This window comes from Micromonospora sp. IBHARD004 (assembly GCF_052814115.1).
Genome location: NZ_CP199934.1, coordinates 1399155 through 1413350 on the forward strand (window position 1 = coordinate 1399155; position 14196 = coordinate 1413350).

Sequence of the window (14196 nt, forward strand, 5' to 3'; positions counted from 1 at the left end):
CGACCCGTCATCGGCGGGCTGGGCCGTGCTCTCGGGCGTGGCCTAGTCCAACTGTGCCGCGTCCGGGCCCTCGCCCCAGATGTTCATCATCGTCCAGCGTGTTAGCCCGTAGACCAGCGTCCAGCCGACCGGCGTCAGGTAGGACACCACGATGACGAATGCTGCGACGGTTCCGGCCCGGATCCGATCCCGCAGTGCCTGCTCCCCCTCGCCCTTCAGCGCGCGCCGGCCCCGCCAGGCAAGAAACGCCGCGAACAGTGGGGCCAGCCAGGCCACCGCCATGGCGAGCATGGTGAACCAGGCCAACGGTTGAGCCAGCGAGCCGCGTACCGACTGTCCTTCAGGCAATGGCGCGTAAACCATGTCGTACAGGCTGTTGCTGTTCCCGCCGTGCGGCCCGCCTAGGAGCCCGAAGAGGAAGAAGAAGGCCGCGAGCCCGTAAGCCCACACCAGGGCGAGCTGCGTCCGCCACAGTCCGTTCGTCATCAGTCCAGCACCCAGTTCAGCAGCAGCTGGCCCGGCGGCAGCAGCGTGAAGACGAGGAAGGCCAGCGTGAGGCCGGCCGCCCCGAACACCCAGCGCCGCAGCGCATCGGACATCTCCCGACGCCGTCTGGCCAGCGAGGTGAACGACATCAGCAGGAAGAGGACCGCGGTCATCGGCCCCACAATCGTGATGATCATGGCTGGAATCAGCAGCACCAACATCGGCCCGCCGAACACGTCGCCGGGCGCCTGGCATCCCGTCGTCAGCGAGCAGTGATCGGCCCTTTGGAAGGTGAACTTCAGAAGGTAGGGGACGACCGCGCCCGCCAGATAGAGCGACACCATCGACAGCTGCCCGACCACGAGCAACCGCGCCGCGACAAAACGGGACCCCGGCTGTGTCACGCCCGAAGCATAGGGTCCGTGGATCTCCAGCGCCAGCACGAGCGTGCGGGACCAGGTCGCTGCTTTCAGCCGTACGCGATCGGTCGGCGGACGGCGGGGGAGCGGTGAGATGTCGATAGCCGTTTCCGCTGTTAGAAGCCGATGCGCCGGGTCGCCGGGGTGGGCAACTTGATCTCGCAATGCGTCGGTCGCCGTGCCATCCACGTGCCAGTAGCCCATGCCCCGCGCGGTCACCAGGAGGCACGAACGGTCAGGCGCTCTCCTGCGTTGACCTGGCCCACCAGGTCCTTGTCGGCGGTGATCCTCGTCCTTCCAATCTGACGTTCGGTATTGCGCTCGACACCGTCCAGCTCTCGGCCATCATGTTGACCATGGAAGAGCCCTTCGTGCTGCAACCGCTCGGGACGAGCTGCCGCTGGGTAGTGCACCCTCCAACCGACCCGTACGGCGACGGCTACATCTGGGCTGTCCGGTCAGAGATCTCTGACGAAGGGATGTCGGCGGCGACGAGCGCCATGCTGGCGGGTCGCTGGGCGCCCGAGAACGAGAGTCTTGGATGGTTCTTTCAGTCTCTGGCAGACGATTGGCGAGGATGGGAAGGCGTTCGGGAGTGGGGCTCCCTCGAAGGTGAGCTCGAGATCGACGCGCGCCACGACGGGCGAGGCCATGTAGCCATCGGTGTGAGGTTGAGACGTGCCCGGCAGGCGTATGCCGACGACGCCTGGTCGGCCCGGACGGTCTTGGTGGTCGAGGCCGGCGAGGAGATGACCAGACTGGCGACCGACGTCCGTGATCTCCTGGGCGGATAGGCCGGTCCGCCTGTACAGCCATCCGTACAGCCAAGCTGACCGACAAGCCGGGACGACGGACGGCGGCAGCCGACAGGTCGAGCAGGTCAGCCGCAGTAGTCGACGTCGGCCGACATAAGTCTTGATCTTTGCAAGGCAGGGGAGTGCGGGCGTGCCCGTCGCGTGCCCGATGGGACGGGAGCCGAGGGTCAATGGCGGTCAGCTCCTGGACGTGGCTGCCGGCACGGCGACGCAGGCCAAGCCAGGTCGCCGCCGCGCGACTCCCGGCCATGTCCACACTTCCTAAACCGTGTGGCTGTACAGCCAGCCATACAGCCAAGACCACCCGCTGACGCCGACGCCACCCGACAATGGCAGACGGGCTGACCAGGGAAGCAGCTACCTGACCAGCCATCCGCGATCTTCTGCGAATCACCTGGTCAAGCAGGCCCTGCTAGCGTCAGCCGCACATAGATGATCAGTCGGAGGCCAGCAGGAATGACCCCCACGTTCCCCGAGACCCGCCTGCTGGCGGGCGATCTCTTGCTGCGGCCCTTCTCCGCAATCGACATCGAGGAAAATCAGATCGCTTGCGCGGACTCGCTCATCCAGCAGTGGCTCCCCCTGCCCCAGCCCTACACCCGCCAGGACTCCGCTGACTGGTGCACCAAGATCTCCCATTCCCTGCGGGAGACCGGAGACGGGATCCACTTCGCGATCGTCGACGCGAACACAGACCGCCTCCTCGGCACCGTCGGCCTGAAGAAGACCGACTGGCGCGGCCTGGTCAGCGAGATCGGCTACTCGGTCGCCCCCTGGGCTCGCGGCCGAGGCATCGCGGCCGAAGCCACGCGGACCATCGGTCACTGGCTACTGGTTGACCACGGCTTCCAGCGCATGGAACTCAAGGCCGCCACCGGGAACCTGGCCTCCCAGAGGACCGCTCTCAAGGCCGGCCTGCAACGCGAAGGCATCATGCGCAATGCCGGCTTCATCCACGCCGGCCGCGTCGACCTGGTCCTCTTCTCGCTCACGCCGGACGACCTCAAGTGAGGCGTGCCATTAGCGTGCCATTCAGGCCCAGGCTTGGCCGGTGGTGATCACGGCGTGCAACTGGCGCAGGATCGCCGCGGCGATCACGGTCTGGGCTTGGGTTGCGGTGAGTTTGTTGGTCTCCCGCGTCGTCAGATGGTGGTAGCGGGCCGCGTAAACGGCGTTGCCTCGCTGGGCGCCCCAGACCGGCCGCCAGGCGGCCAGACGCAGCGCGGGTCGGCCCTGGCCGGTGAGTTTGGTGCGACCAACAAACGTCCCGGACAGTTTCTCCCGCGGTGCGAGGTTGGCGTGCTTGACCAGGGCGCGGGCGGAAGCGAACCGGTTCGGGTCACCGGTCTCGGCGAGGATCGCCGCCGCGCCGACGGCGGATAGGCCGGGGATGGAGGTGACCAGATCGGTCAGCTTGAGCTCGTCGAGGACGCGGGTCATCCGGGTCTCGGTGTCGGTGAGCTTGTCGGCGGCGGCCTGCCAGTCCTGCAGCAGGAACGCGACCCGCTCCAGCGCACCGGCCGGTGGGCGGTCACCCCGGTGGGGTCGGTCAACGCGGTGAACAGGTGCCGCAGGATGCGCAGCGAGGGTTCGCACCCGCCGCGGCGGGTGATCTCACGGCGCACGGCCTGCTCGAACCGGGCCGCGCCGAGGCGTCGGGTGCGGGCGAGGTCGCCGCCGTCGCGCTGGCAGATTGCTGTCATCGCCGCCGCCCAGGTGCGGGAGCGGAACGGCTGCTTGGCGGTATCGAGAGCGGCTGGCCGGACGCACTCGAGCAGCGCGCGGATCTGCTGGATTTGGCTGACCATCTCGATGATGAGCTGCTCGCGGCGGGCGCCCAGATGCCGCAGCCGGCCCCAGGTCTCATCGACCGGCTCGGGTACGTAGCAGCGCAGCTGCGCGGTCAGCCGGGCGATCAGCACCGCATCCTTCTCGTCGGTTTTGTCCGAGGTCAGGTCCTCACTGCGCCGCGCCCACGACGTCAGCATCGGCTGCACGCACACGAACGGCATCGCCCGGTCCGCGGCCAACTGCCCGAGCACCCGCCACCGGTGCTCGGTCGGCTCGCACGCCACCGTCACCCCCGCCCACCCCCTCGCCGCGGCCCGCTCGGCGGCCCAGTCCAACGCCGCACCCAGATCCCACGCCCGGCACCTGAACGTCTTGCGCGCCAACACCTTCGAGTCATGATCGGTGACCACGACCATCTGCTTCTTATCTGCCAGGTCAATGCCGACGATCGCGTTCGTGGCCGGGACCAGCACCCGCAACCGAGCAAGCCGCGCGTTGCGGTTGCGGTCACCCCGGGACACGCCGCTACCGTCACCCATGAACGTCCTCCTCCTGCGATGGGGCACCAAGCCCGACAAGCGCATCAGGGGGACGTTCCTACGTCCTGCATCGACACGCAGAACGTCTCTTTATGCCGCGATCCGCGCTCGGCTGTCGCAGACCAGTTGACGGACAACTGTCGCGCATCAGTCGACGGAGGACATCTGCATCTCGACAGCTCGCCGGATGAAGTTGCCGAATTCCGCTCTATCAGATCAAGGCGGCCCGCAAGCGGGCCGCGCCGGCCCGGCCCCGGCCTGCTGGCGACCTCCGGCCGGCATCGGCCGGGCCGGCCGGCCACGCTGACTGACGACCAGGACCACGAAGACTTCGGGGCTCCGCCCCGAACCCCGGCCCTCCTCAGAGATCAGCCGCGGATCACCTCGCCGGGCACCACAAGGGCTACCAGCCTCCCCGGACGGGGCCAAGGTCGTTCGGCTGGTGAGGCGCTCCACCTTGTCCCCGTCCGGGGAGGCTGGACGGTCTCCGACTGCCGGACGAGGAGATCCCCGCCCACGACGCTAGGCATTGTCTTCAAAGGCTGGCCCCTGTGGCGAGGCGGTCCGGCGGCATGGCCTCTGACGGCATCCCTAGAGTGATCGGGTGCGATTGATTCGGGGGATGGCGGCCACTCTGGCCGTCGGTGCGGCGTTGGGCGCCGCCGCGTCTGTCGTCAACAGTGTGCCGCTCCTGCTCGGCGAGGGGGGCAGAGCCCGTGCAGACCGGAGCGCCTGGTCGCAGACCGCGGAGTTCGCCAGTCTGATCCTCGACTCCGGTTGGGCGTGGGCCGCGATGGCCGTGGCCGTGGGTTGGCTGGTGAGCAGGGGCCTCCGACCGGTGGTGGGGGCGCTCGTAGGGGCGCTGGCAGGATGCGTCGCTCTCATCGACGCCACGATCGTCTACGACGCCGTGCCCATGCTGTTCCCGTTCCATCAAGGCTTCGGGTGGGGGCAGATGCCATTCTGGTTGGTCGCAAGCCTGGTATTGGGATTGCCTCTCGGGGCGGTGGGGGCCACCATTCGGCGTCGGGGACCAGTCGGGGTTCTCGCGGCCCTCGTCGCTCCCGTCGGTGCGGCACTCAACATGGTGGTGCTGCCACCGCCGGCGGAGAGCCCTGTGGCGGAGTTGGCCATGCTGACCGTCTGGGGCGCCGCCGCGACGGCCACCGTTCTAGTCGTGGCATGTGCCGTCCGTGCCCGGCGGCGCGGTGATCGCGACTCCGGCGCCGTCGTGGCGGCCGGGGCTCTGGACGACAACGTTGGTGGGGTCGTCAGCGGGTCATAGCCATTGCAAGAGCGAGGCGATCGTGACTGTGGCCTGGTATCGGGTCGGGTCTACTTTCGGTGCAGTTCGGCTCCGAGGCCGTGGGTTCGGGACGCCTGGTGCGGTTTGCTGGATGCTGGCACGATGTCCGCCATGACGATCTCCGACCCCAAGGCAGACCTGCTCGACTACCTGCAAGGGGCTCGCGGTGCGATGTTGTGGAAGCTCGACGGGCTGACCGAGTACGACGCCCGCCGCCCGCTGACGCCCACCGGGACCAACCTGCTGGGGCTGGTCAAGCATTTGGCACGTGGCGAGTTCGGGTACTTCGGCGAAACCTTCGGGCGTCCAAGTGACGCCGTCGCGCGATGGCCGGAGGGCGAGCAGGCTTGGGAGACGTGGGCACTGCCGACAGAGTCGCGCGAGTCCATCATCGGTCTGTACCGCCAGGCGTGGGCGCATGCGGACGCGACGATCGAGGCGCTGCCGCTGGACGCGGTCGGCCGGGTGCCGTGGTGGGGCGATGGCGGCGAGGTGACGCTGCATCAGATCTTGGTCCATATGACTGCTGAGACGCAACGCCATGCTGGTCATGCCGACATCGTCCGAGAGCTAATCGATGGCGCGGTCGGCCTTCTCAGCACGTCGACCAATATGCCGCCGTCGGATGCGGCGACATGGGCCGCCCATCGAGACATGGTGGAGCGGAATGCGCAGGAGGCCGCCCGACAACGGCCAGGGTCTACGCTGTCACCTGCGGCCACCGCATGATCTTCAGTCTTCACCCACCGATGATCAGCGGTGGCCGCACCCGTTTCCCCACCAGCCCCCGCCAGCAAGATCACGATCTACGGCTGGAGTACTAGGCAGGCGAGCGGTCCGCATCCAGTCCGCAAGAGGTCCACGGACGGCGGGGGAGCGGTGTGGAATGTCGAGAGGCATCTCCGCTGCTAGACCCCCATCCGCCCAGGTCGCCCGCTCCGCAAACTTGATCTCATAATGCGTCGGTCATGACAATCAAGACCGCTCACCGTCACGCACTCAGCGACCAGGCGATAGTGACGCCTGCGGGCCGAGCGGAGGCGCGCCCAGCAGTAGCCTGGCCGGATGCCGGATGCCGGATGCCGGATGCCGGATGCCGGATGCCGACGACTACGACGAGCTGTGCTCGGCGCGCTGGAATGCTATGAGCGCGCGGTGCGTCGGGTGGCGCAAGACTTCGCCCGGCGCGGCGCCGTCGTGCAGCCGTTGGGCGTGGACCTGGACGCCCTCGACGCCCTACACGTGCGCTTCGGTAGGCGGGGGCGAGCGCGGGAGGGCATTCTGGGAAGCCTGCGTCCGACCCGCGACCTGGAGCATGCCGTCGTCGAGTTGGCCGACCTGCTGCAGGAAAAGGAGTTCGACGAGGGCGACACCACCTGGCCCGGATGTCTGGCCGGCCACACCCATCCTCCTACCGCGGCTCTCGTCGACGATGTTGCCTGCTGGCAATGCCCGCGCAGCCACGCAACCCTCTTTTCGATCGGGTAGCTAACTGGCACCGCGGTTTCTCGGTGGAAGCGCACTTAGAGTTCCTAACAGAAGTGATTTATGCCTTTTCCGTCCTTTACGGACGGTGATCTACGATGTCTGGCCGTGAGGCGTGGTGAGCAGCCGCCATGGATCGTGCCGGACGGGTTGTGGCAGCGCATCGAGCCGTTGCTGCCCAAGCCTGTGCTCCGCGATCCCCGGCGTCCGGGACGGAAACGGATCCCGGATCGGCAGGTGTTGTCCGGGATCCTGTTCGTGCTGCACACCGGCATCCAGTGGGAGTTCCTGCCCCAGGAGCTCGGGTTCGGGTCCGGGATGACCTGCTGGCGGCGGCTCGAGGAGTGGAACCGGGCCGGGGTGTGGCAGCAGCTGCACGAACTACTGCTCGCCGAGCTGCAGGCCGCGGGAAAGCTGGACTGGTCCCGGGCGGTCATCGACTCCTCCCACGTCCGTGCCGCCAGACGCGGCCCAAAAGCGGACCGAGCCCGGTCGACCGCGCCCGAGCGGGCTCGAAGCACCACGTCCTGACCGAGGGCGCCGGCATCCCCCTGTGCGCGTCGCTGACCGGCGGCAACCGCAACGACGTCACCCAACTGCTGCCGCTGATCGACAAGGTCCCACCGGTCCGCGGGCGGCGAGGCCGGTCCCGCCGGCGCCCCGACGAACTGTTCGCCGACCGGGCCTACGACCACGACAAGTACCGCAAAGCCGTACGGGCCAAGGGCATCCGCCCGCGGATCGCCCGCCGCAGCACACCACACGGCTCCGGGCTGGGCGTCCACCGGTGGGTGATCGAGCGAACGATCGCCTGGTACCACGGCATGAAACGGCTCCGCATCCGGTGGGAACGCCGCGACGACATCCACGAAGCCTTCCTCAGCTTCGCGACCTGCATCATCACGCACCGACACGTCGTACGACTTTGTTAGGACCTCTTAATCCGCGGGTTCGGGGTTCGAGTCCCTGGCGGCGCACCAGCAATCATCTGGGCATTCACTCTTCGGGGTGAGTGCCCAGATGTCGTTTCCGGGTGAGTGACAGCAACGACGACAGCAACGGTGTCACTCGTCAGCGTCATCACCCGCCTCCGCTTCCGGCTCAGCGCCGGGGGAGTGACCGTTTGACGGCGGACGACCAGGAGGAGCAGCAGGCGGCTTATCCGGGCCGCCGAATAGGCGCCGGCGAAGACGAGAGCCCGCTGCTCGAACCCCTCGATGTTGCTGACACGCCGTAAACCTTGCCTGGCCTACGGCGTTGTTGCGGTCAGGCTGTGACGGTGGCAGATCCCGTACGCGTGCGGCGGCTCACTGACCAGGAGGGTCACGCGCGAACCGGAGCGGGCTCAGGATTTCTGCAGCGGCCGGAACGCGGCCCGCACCTCGGTGGAGAAGAGCTCCGGCTCCTCCCAGGCGGCGAAGTGGCCACCCTTGTCGACCTCGTTGAAGTACGTGAGGTTGGGGTAGACCGTCTCGACCCAGCTGCGCGGGGCAGCGAAGATCTCGCCGGGGAACGTCGTGAAGCCGACCGGAACCGAGACCGCTGGAGGAGCCTGGCCGGCCGCACGGGCCCGGGCCCGTCCGGCCTCCCAGTACCACCGGGCGGCCGAGGCGCCGGTGCCCGTCAGCCAGTACAGGGTGATGTTGTCGACGATGTTGTCCCGGGTGAGATTGCCCGCGGGCTGGCCGTCGACGAACGCGCGGGAGATCTTGTAGTAGCTGTCCGTGTCGTGGTCGAGCATCCAGGCCGCCAGCCCGACGGGTGAATCCAGCAGGGAGTAGCCGATCGTCTGCGGCCGGGTGGACTGCTCCAGGAAGTAGCCGAAGCCGTCCATCGTGAATGTGTTGAGCGCGTCGTGCGCCGCGCGTTCCTGCTCGGACACCGCCGGCAGTTGGTCCTTGAGACCGATCGCCCCGGCGAGCAAGTTGACGTGGATGCCGAGCAACCCCTCGGGTCCTTGGCGGCCCATTGCGTCCGTGACGGCGGCGCCCACGTCGCCCCCCTGGGCGACGTAGCGCGTGTAGTCGAGGCGGTCCATCAGCTCCGCCCACGCGCGTGCGATGCGGCCGGACTCCCAGCCGAGCTCGGTCGGCTCGCCTGAGAAGCCGTAGCCGGGCAAGGACGGCAGCACCAGGTGGAAGGCGTCCTCGGCCCGTCCGCCGTGCGCGGTCGGGTCGGTGAGCGGGCCGACGACCCCGAGCAGCTCGGCGACCGAGCCTGGCCAGCCGTGCGTCATGATCAGCGGCAGGGCGTTCTCGTGCTGCGACCGCACGTGGATGAAGTGGATCTCGACGCCGTCGATGTTGGTCGTGTACTGCGGCAGGGCGTTCAGCTTCGCCTCGAACGCGCGCCAGTCGTGATCGGTCGTCCAGTAGCGGGCCAGCTCCTGGACCGTCGCCAGCTGCACGCCCTGGGAGCGATCGGTGACCAGCTCTCGGGTGGGCCAGCGCGTGGCCGCGATCCGGCGACGCATGTCGGCGATCGCTTCTTCCGGCGTGTCGACCCGGAAGGGGCGGATTTCGTTGTCGTCGGACATGTTCTCCACCTGCCGGGTCGGGTCGACCGGCGCCGGGACGCCGGCGGGGCTGGCACGCGCCCAGTCTCGCACCGGCCCGGCGACCGGCGGACCGGAACGCGATTTCGCGCTTGGGTCCGGCCCGGACCGGCTTACCGACTTCTGTCGTGGAGAGTGCGCCGTTCACGGTGGCGGTCGTCACCAGGCCGCACTGAGGCGGAACTGGCCGTCGGCCTGTTGCCCAGCCACGGCCTGCGGGCGACGCGACGTACATCGCGGACGACATCGGCTGGCAGGAGCCGCAGCTGCAGCTGGGATGGCGGCTCGACGCGGACCTGACCGGCGAGCCCGGCTTCCGGGTCGTGCAGCGCCGTCAGGCCGAGGGTCAACGGCACCAATCACGAGCTGGCGGCAGGAGCCGGTCCGAGGCCAGCGGACGGGCAACGCTCGCAAGATCCCCGTTCCCGCCATGTTCCCTTAGAGGGCCATGCAGCGCCGGATCGGGCTGGACTCCCGTGGACTCCACGAGAAAGACCCCGGAGCGCGTTTCCGCAGCTCACGGGGCCACCTCTGCACCTGGTGGCGGGTAGAGGATTCGAACCTCTGTAGCTTTCGCGACGGATTTGCAGTCCGCCGCTGCGGCCGGGCCTGCCGTGCGGCAGTGCTGGCGCTAGTCATGCCTGGCGAAGCCGTCCGACGCCAGGGAGGAAGCGTCCGACGCTGGCCGCATAGCGACGGTAGGCGTCGCCGTGGGTGGCGATCAGGCAGGGCTCCTCGACGACGCGGACTTGTAGTTGTAGCGCGAGGACCAGGACGAGCCAGGCGGCGAGCGAGACAGCGTTGGGCACCAGGAGGGCCAGGCCGAGGGTGGTGGCCGCCATGGCGGTGAAGATGGGGTTGCGGGCGAGCGCGAACGGGCCGCCGGTCACGAGGTGGGTGCGTTCGGTTGGGTCGACGCCGACGCGCCAGGAGGTACCCATGGCGAGCTGGGCGGCGAGTGTAGCGGCGACGCTGGCGACGGTGAGGAAGAGGCCGACGACGTGTAGGGCTCGGTGGTTGAGGCCGGGCAGTGACGGCAGGCCGGCGAGGGCAGCGATCGGCCCGGCGGAGCCAAGCATGAGCGCGGCGATGAACAGCAGTTTGGCCCACCAGCGCAGGGTGCCGGGCTGGCCGGCGTCGAGGCGTAGGCCGGTGTCGCCGGTGCGGCGCCATTGGGTCAGGGTGCGCCAGCCGAAGGCGAGCAGCAGGCCCAGCAGGCAGAGCAGCAGCGCGAGCCAGGCCATGATCACGCCTTCCGGTCGGTGCAGCAGCCATCGGCGCAGCCTGAGGCTTGGTCAGTGGCGGTGTCGGCGGCAGGAAGGGGTGCGCAGTCGTCGCAGTGCTCGCCGCGCCAGGCTTCCACGCCTTCCTTGCCCGCGACCCCGGCGATGACGAGTGCGGCGATCGGGTCGGCCCATGACCAGCCCCAGACGGCGTTGAGGACCAGGCCGACGAGCAGCACCGCGGACAGGTACGTGCACAGCATGGTCTGTGTCGAGTCGGCCATGACGGTTGCCGAGCCGAGTTCCCGGCCGGTGCGACGCTTGGCCGCCACGAGCAGCGGCATCACGACCAGCGACGCGACGGCAAGGCCGATTCCGACTGGGCTGGCGTCAGCGTCGCCGCCGGCCAGCAGCGAGCGGACGGCATCGAAGGTTACCCAGGCAGCTAGAGCGAAGAATGACGCGCCGATCAGCCGCAGCGCCAGCCGTTCCCGATCCTCGGGTACGCGGGAGCGGAACTGCCAGATCAGCACGGCGGCGCTGGACACCTCGACGAACGAGTCCATGCCGAAGCCGATCAGTGCCGTGGAGGAGGCCGCCGCGCCAGCGGCGATGGCCACCAGGCCCTCCAAGAGGTTGTAGCCGGCGGTGGCGTAGGCCAGCCACAGGCTGCGCCGGGACAGCATCGCCCGACGCTCGGGGCTCAGCACGGAGGTGCTCACGCGGTCACCCCCGGCGGGGAGTTGGCCGGGGTCCCGTAGACCGGGCACAGGGCGACCGCTTCGCCCGTGGCGGCCAGAACTTGTTCCGCCGAGCGCAGCAGGTCCAGCAGCTCCGGGCGCGTCAGCGCGTAGAAGGACTGGCGACCCTCCACCCGGTAGTCGATCAGGCCGCAGTCCCGAAGGCACGCCAGGTGCTTCGACACCGTCGACTGCGCCAAGCCCAACTCGCCGGTCAGGTCCACGACCCGCGCCTCGCCGGATGCGAGCCGGCGCAGGATGGCTAGCCGGGTCGGGTCACCGAGAGACCGGAACAAGGCAACCGCAGGAGCGAGCCCCGGAGTGCAATCAATCGCCATGGCGCGATGATATCCCCGGTGGGGAATGGGTCGCCACATGCGGGGAGCAACCCAGAGGTAAGGTCCCTGCCTGGGGCCCAGGCCGTCGGGCGCTGGACAGCCGCGACCAACGACGGCCAACGACGACGACACTTGCCAGGTCACGCAGTGTCACCCGTGCGGGGACCAGCCCCGGCCCTAGCGCGTTACCTGTAGTTGGTGAACTGGTGGGCGATCAGGGGGGCAGCCTGGTGGCGCATGTACGTGTACGGTCGTGCGGGCCGTAGGGAGATCCATGTAGGTGGAGTAGCCGATGGGCCTGTTCAGCAAGTTCAAGCGCAGCCGCGACGACGAGCCTGTCGATCTGAATGAGCGCTCACCGAGACTTGGCATCAAGTACGGGGATCTGCTGCTCATGAACGAGATAGCCAAGAGGGCGGCTGACCTGTCGCAGCCGCGACACGTCATCTTCTACCTCTACGCCCCTTCGGAAGACCTCGGTCAGCTCATCGCCGCTGAGGCCCGTGCCCATGGGTTCGAGGCTGAGGTGCGTGAGCCTCTCCCGGAGAATCCGGCTAGCTGGGCTGTGGTGTGCGATACCCACGTGGTGTTGACGCCAGAGTTCGTTCGCGAAAGCGTCGACCTCTTCGAGGCCTTGGCTGCGCGCCATCACGCCGATTACGACGGTTGGGAAGCCGCCGCATAGCTCGACGCCCGTGCCCGTCACGTGTCCGATGTAGCGGTCAACAAGGGCCACCGGCGGCACGTTGTTCGGTTGAAGCTACTCGTCCAGGTACTTGGGGACCTCGATCTGCCACGGCAAGCCCACGTCGTCGCGTTCAGCGATCTGGCTCGCCAGGGCAGCAAGATCTAGATTTCGTCGACGGGCTCGTGTTGGAGAGAGCGAGGGGAACAGAGGGTGCAGGTGGGCGACGAGAAGCTCAACAGCGTAGGCCTGCAGAACGGGTTTGACTTGGTTGTCACCCCCGATGCCCGGTTCGCGCGGTTGCTGCGGCGAGATTTGCGCCGTCTCAATCGAATGTTTGCCATCGTAGGTTTGCTACTGTCAATCACGAGCATCGGTACGTTCGCGGCCGATGGTGCGTGGTTTCTCGCCGGGCTATTTGGCATCCCGTTCGGGGTGGTCTGGTGCCTCGCCGGGGTGATCAACGGCCCGCTGCACCTGCGACGCAACCCCGAAATGCTGGCGCCCCTGCGGTACGTATTCACCGCCGATGCCATCGAGTGGCACACCGTCTACACCTCGCTGCGGCTGCCATGGACGGCGATCAAGCATGTTAGTCGTTCCCGGGAGGCGTACCGCGTGGACTGTGTCGACCGGCACGAGCCGCGGTACCTGTGCCGTACGACCCTCACTTCGGCTCAGGACGCGCAGTTGGCCGCGTACCTCGACGAGCGGCTGGCTGCGCGACTGGCCGCGAAGACGTCCGTGCAGCCGTCGCCACCCACGGGGGACAGCCAGTAGTTCGACGAGGCCGCAGCACCTGGCTCGCTGGCGCCGCCCCGGTTTCAGTACCGGCGGAACGCTGAAGCACCGCCAGTGGCCTGATGCCCGGGATCAGGCGACAGCAACGGCGGCAGCAACCGCGCCAAACAACGGCCGTCGACTGTGATGGCGTCCGGGCACACGAGCTGACACGGCCCGCCCACGGCAGGAGCCCGGATTGGCGAGAAAGACAGGCGCCGCCTCATCGAGGTCGGGGCCTGACCTCGCCGCGCCGGGATGTTTGGGTCGCCGCCAAACTCCTCATTCTCGACTAGGCCGAGTGGCTTCTTGCGTGGAGTCAGCGTCGTACCGCTGCCATCCGACCTGACCGGTGAGGGGCGGTCAAGCGAAAGGGGCAGCGAAGAGGCAGCGAGACAACCAGCAGCGGCCGGTAGGAGACGACACAAGGCAGAAGAGCGGGCCATGCTCCGCAGCGCAGGACGGTATCGGATGACATCGAAGGATCCTGCGTTCACACCGAGGAGGCCCCTTCAGCGGAGGAGTTCCGAAGCCGGGGCTCCGCGGTCCTCACCTTCGACACGGATGCGGATCCAGCCAAGGCCCATGTCCGTTAGCGCTGCTGCCATGCGCCGGACGCTGCGCATTGCCGCAGAGGGCGGAGTCTCAATCTCCACGTCGAGGTGCCACCGTCCACCCCCGGTGCCGGCGCCGGTGACTGCGCCGTCGGAGCCGAGAGTTTCCTCCAGGACGTCCTCGACATCGTCCCGGTCGAGTAGGTCAGGGAGTGGATGATCGCCGATGATCTCCACGAACATGGAGGCACCGTAGCCGACGCCGTGGACGAGTAGGACCCCTGCTCGACCCCAACCGACCGCAAGAGCAGCACGGGAAGCTAGTTCGGCAGGCATGTCGACAGCAGGTCAATCCTTCCGACCATCTGCCTGCGGGTGTCCTATTAATCCGCGGGTTCGGGGTTCGAGTCCCTGGCGGCGCACCAGCAATCATCTGGGCATCCACCCTTCGGGGTGGGTGCCCAGATGTCGTTGCCGGAGG

General features: G+C 68.1%; 17 protein-coding genes and 1 tRNA gene. 8 read left to right on the forward strand and 10 right to left on the reverse strand.

The annotated features are described in order from the left end of the window. Nucleotides 1-42: 42 nt before the first annotated feature. Both ACTWO6_RS06965 and ACTWO6_RS06970 read right to left on the reverse strand, forming a co-directional pair. Complete coding sequence (locus ACTWO6_RS06965; protein ID WP_446218832.1) at nucleotides 43-486, reverse strand: hypothetical protein; 444 nt, start codon at nucleotides 484-486, stop codon at nucleotides 43-45. Then, a complete protein-coding gene (locus ACTWO6_RS06970; RefSeq protein WP_446218833.1) occupies nucleotides 486-1109 on the reverse strand; it encodes a hypothetical protein in 624 nt (207 codons plus the stop codon). Before ACTWO6_RS06970 ends, ACTWO6_RS06965 begins: the two co-directional genes overlap by 1 nt. A 152-nt stretch (nucleotides 1110-1261) precedes the next feature. Between ACTWO6_RS06970 and ACTWO6_RS06975 the strand changes: the two genes are divergently transcribed. Together ACTWO6_RS06975 and ACTWO6_RS06980 are read left to right on the forward strand one after the other, a co-directional pair. Next, the gene (locus tag ACTWO6_RS06975; RefSeq protein ID WP_446218834.1) at nucleotides 1262-1699 is read left to right on the forward strand and encodes a DUF6228 family protein; all 438 of its coding nucleotides are present in this window, start codon (nucleotides 1262-1264) and stop codon (nucleotides 1697-1699) included. A 477-nt stretch (nucleotides 1700-2176) separates the two neighbouring features. Continuing rightward, nucleotides 2177-2731: a GNAT family N-acetyltransferase gene (locus ACTWO6_RS06980; protein ID WP_446218835.1), complete on the forward strand. Its 555-nt coding sequence runs from the start codon at nucleotides 2177-2179 to the stop codon at nucleotides 2729-2731. 21 nt (nucleotides 2732-2752) lie between these two features. On the opposite strand, the gene ACTWO6_RS06985 is transcribed toward ACTWO6_RS06980, so the two are convergent. Then, entirely contained in the window at nucleotides 2753-3160 is a 408-nt protein-coding gene (locus ACTWO6_RS06985) for a transposase (protein WP_446218836.1), read from the reverse strand. Beyond that, nucleotides 3157-4050: an IS110 family transposase gene (locus tag ACTWO6_RS06990; protein ID WP_446218837.1), complete on the reverse strand. Its 894-nt coding sequence runs from the start codon at nucleotides 4048-4050 to the stop codon at nucleotides 3157-3159. The genes ACTWO6_RS06985 and ACTWO6_RS06990 overlap by 4 nt, the downstream gene beginning before the upstream one ends. A gap of 604 nt (nucleotides 4051-4654) precedes the next feature. Here ACTWO6_RS06990 and ACTWO6_RS06995 point away from each other — a divergent pair. The 4 genes from ACTWO6_RS06995 (at nucleotide 4655) to ACTWO6_RS07010 (ending at nucleotide 7773) form a co-directional block, all read left to right on the forward strand. Continuing rightward, on the forward strand, nucleotides 4655-5335 hold the full coding sequence (locus ACTWO6_RS06995) for a hypothetical protein (RefSeq protein WP_446218838.1): 681 nt from the start codon (nucleotides 4655-4657) through the stop codon (nucleotides 5333-5335). A gap of 132 nt (nucleotides 5336-5467) precedes the next feature. After that, the gene (locus tag ACTWO6_RS07000; RefSeq protein WP_446218839.1) at nucleotides 5468-6085 is read left to right on the forward strand and encodes a DinB family protein; all 618 of its coding nucleotides are present in this window, start codon (nucleotides 5468-5470) and stop codon (nucleotides 6083-6085) included. Nucleotides 6086-6421: 336 nt separating this feature from the next. Continuing rightward, entirely contained in the window at nucleotides 6422-6844 is a 423-nt protein-coding gene (locus ACTWO6_RS07005; RefSeq protein ID WP_446218840.1) for a hypothetical protein, read from the forward strand. Nucleotides 6845-6976: 132 nt separating this feature from the next. Continuing rightward, nucleotides 6977-7773, forward strand: a protein-coding gene (locus ACTWO6_RS07010) for an IS5 family transposase (RefSeq protein WP_446220579.1) whose coding sequence is annotated in 2 segments (ribosomal slippage) — nucleotides 6977-7316 and nucleotides 7316-7773 — 798 coding nt in all. Because the reading frame shifts where the segments join, the coding sequence is not laid out codon by codon here. Nucleotides 7774-8186: 413 nt separating this feature from the next. Here ACTWO6_RS07010 and ACTWO6_RS07015 read toward each other — a convergent pair. The 5 genes from ACTWO6_RS07015 to ACTWO6_RS07035 all read right to left on the reverse strand — a co-directional run bounded on the left by ACTWO6_RS07015 (nucleotide 8187) and on the right by ACTWO6_RS07035 (nucleotide 11696). Beyond that, nucleotides 8187-9377, reverse strand: a complete 1191-nt coding sequence (locus ACTWO6_RS07015) for an epoxide hydrolase family protein (protein ID WP_446218841.1) — start codon at nucleotides 9375-9377, stop codon at nucleotides 8187-8189. A 556-nt stretch (nucleotides 9378-9933) separates the two neighbouring features. Continuing rightward, nucleotides 9934-10009, reverse strand: a tRNA-Cys gene (locus ACTWO6_RS07020). Nucleotides 10010-10030: 21 nt separating this feature from the next. Continuing rightward, nucleotides 10031-10639, reverse strand: a complete 609-nt coding sequence (locus tag ACTWO6_RS07025; protein WP_446218842.1) for a methyltransferase family protein — start codon at nucleotides 10637-10639, stop codon at nucleotides 10031-10033. A 2-nt stretch (nucleotides 10640-10641) separates the two neighbouring features. Beyond that, nucleotides 10642-11340 carry a cation diffusion facilitator family transporter gene (locus ACTWO6_RS07030; RefSeq protein ID WP_446218843.1) on the reverse strand — a complete coding sequence of 233 codons (699 nt, stop codon included), beginning with the start codon at nucleotides 11338-11340 and terminating at the stop codon, nucleotides 10642-10644. Continuing rightward, on the reverse strand, nucleotides 11337-11696 hold the full coding sequence (locus ACTWO6_RS07035; RefSeq protein WP_446218844.1) for an ArsR/SmtB family transcription factor: 360 nt from the start codon (nucleotides 11694-11696) through the stop codon (nucleotides 11337-11339). The genes ACTWO6_RS07030 and ACTWO6_RS07035 overlap by 4 nt, the downstream gene beginning before the upstream one ends. Before the next feature lie 292 nt (nucleotides 11697-11988). Between ACTWO6_RS07035 and ACTWO6_RS07040 the strand changes: the two genes are divergently transcribed. Both ACTWO6_RS07040 and ACTWO6_RS07045 read left to right on the forward strand, forming a co-directional pair. Continuing rightward, the gene (locus ACTWO6_RS07040; RefSeq protein WP_446218845.1) at nucleotides 11989-12381 is read left to right on the forward strand and encodes a ribonuclease E inhibitor RraB; all 393 of its coding nucleotides are present in this window, start codon (nucleotides 11989-11991) and stop codon (nucleotides 12379-12381) included. Nucleotides 12382-12600: 219 nt separating this feature from the next. Further along, entirely contained in the window at nucleotides 12601-13161 is a 561-nt protein-coding gene (locus tag ACTWO6_RS07045; protein ID WP_446218846.1) for a hypothetical protein, read from the forward strand. A 512-nt stretch (nucleotides 13162-13673) separates the two neighbouring features. Here the strand turns inward: ACTWO6_RS07045 and ACTWO6_RS07050 are convergent. Then, nucleotides 13674-13958: a hypothetical protein gene (locus tag ACTWO6_RS07050; protein ID WP_446218847.1), complete on the reverse strand. Its 285-nt coding sequence runs from the start codon at nucleotides 13956-13958 to the stop codon at nucleotides 13674-13676. Nucleotides 13959-14196 lie beyond the last annotated feature (238 nt).

What these genes read in the sequence shown, in the direction of transcription:
- ACTWO6_RS07025 (WP_446218842.1), bottom strand. Translation starts at nt 10,639, where the DNA reads ATGGCCTGGCTCGCGCTGCTGCTCTGCCTGCTGGGCCTGCTGCTCGCC.
- ACTWO6_RS07005 (WP_446218840.1), top strand. Translation starts at nt 6,422, where the DNA reads ATGCCGGATGCCGGATGCCGGATGCCGGATGCCGGATGCCGACGACTA.
- ACTWO6_RS06970 (WP_446218833.1), bottom strand. Translation starts at nt 1,109, where the DNA reads ATGGGCTACTGGCACGTGGATGGCACGGCGACCGACGCATTGCGAGAT.
- ACTWO6_RS06985 (WP_446218836.1), bottom strand. Translation starts at nt 3,160, where the DNA reads ATGACCCGCGTCCTCGACGAGCTCAAGCTGACCGATCTGGTCACCTCC.
- ACTWO6_RS06975 (WP_446218834.1), top strand. Translation starts at nt 1,262, where the DNA reads ATGGAAGAGCCCTTCGTGCTGCAACCGCTCGGGACGAGCTGCCGCTGG.
- ACTWO6_RS06980 (WP_446218835.1), top strand. Translation starts at nt 2,177, where the DNA reads ATGACCCCCACGTTCCCCGAGACCCGCCTGCTGGCGGGCGATCTCTTG.
- ACTWO6_RS07000 (WP_446218839.1), top strand. Translation starts at nt 5,468, where the DNA reads ATGACGATCTCCGACCCCAAGGCAGACCTGCTCGACTACCTGCAAGGG.
- ACTWO6_RS06990 (WP_446218837.1), bottom strand. Translation starts at nt 4,050, where the DNA reads ATGGGTGACGGTAGCGGCGTGTCCCGGGGTGACCGCAACCGCAACGCG.
- ACTWO6_RS07040 (WP_446218845.1), top strand. Translation starts at nt 11,989, where the DNA reads ATGGGCCTGTTCAGCAAGTTCAAGCGCAGCCGCGACGACGAGCCTGTC.
- ACTWO6_RS06965 (WP_446218832.1), bottom strand. Translation starts at nt 486, where the DNA reads ATGACGAACGGACTGTGGCGGACGCAGCTCGCCCTGGTGTGGGCTTAC.
- ACTWO6_RS07015 (WP_446218841.1), bottom strand. Translation starts at nt 9,377, where the DNA reads ATGTCCGACGACAACGAAATCCGCCCCTTCCGGGTCGACACGCCGGAA.
- ACTWO6_RS07050 (WP_446218847.1), bottom strand. Translation starts at nt 13,958, where the DNA reads ATGTTCGTGGAGATCATCGGCGATCATCCACTCCCTGACCTACTCGAC.
- ACTWO6_RS07035 (WP_446218844.1), bottom strand. Translation starts at nt 11,696, where the DNA reads ATGGCGATTGATTGCACTCCGGGGCTCGCTCCTGCGGTTGCCTTGTTC.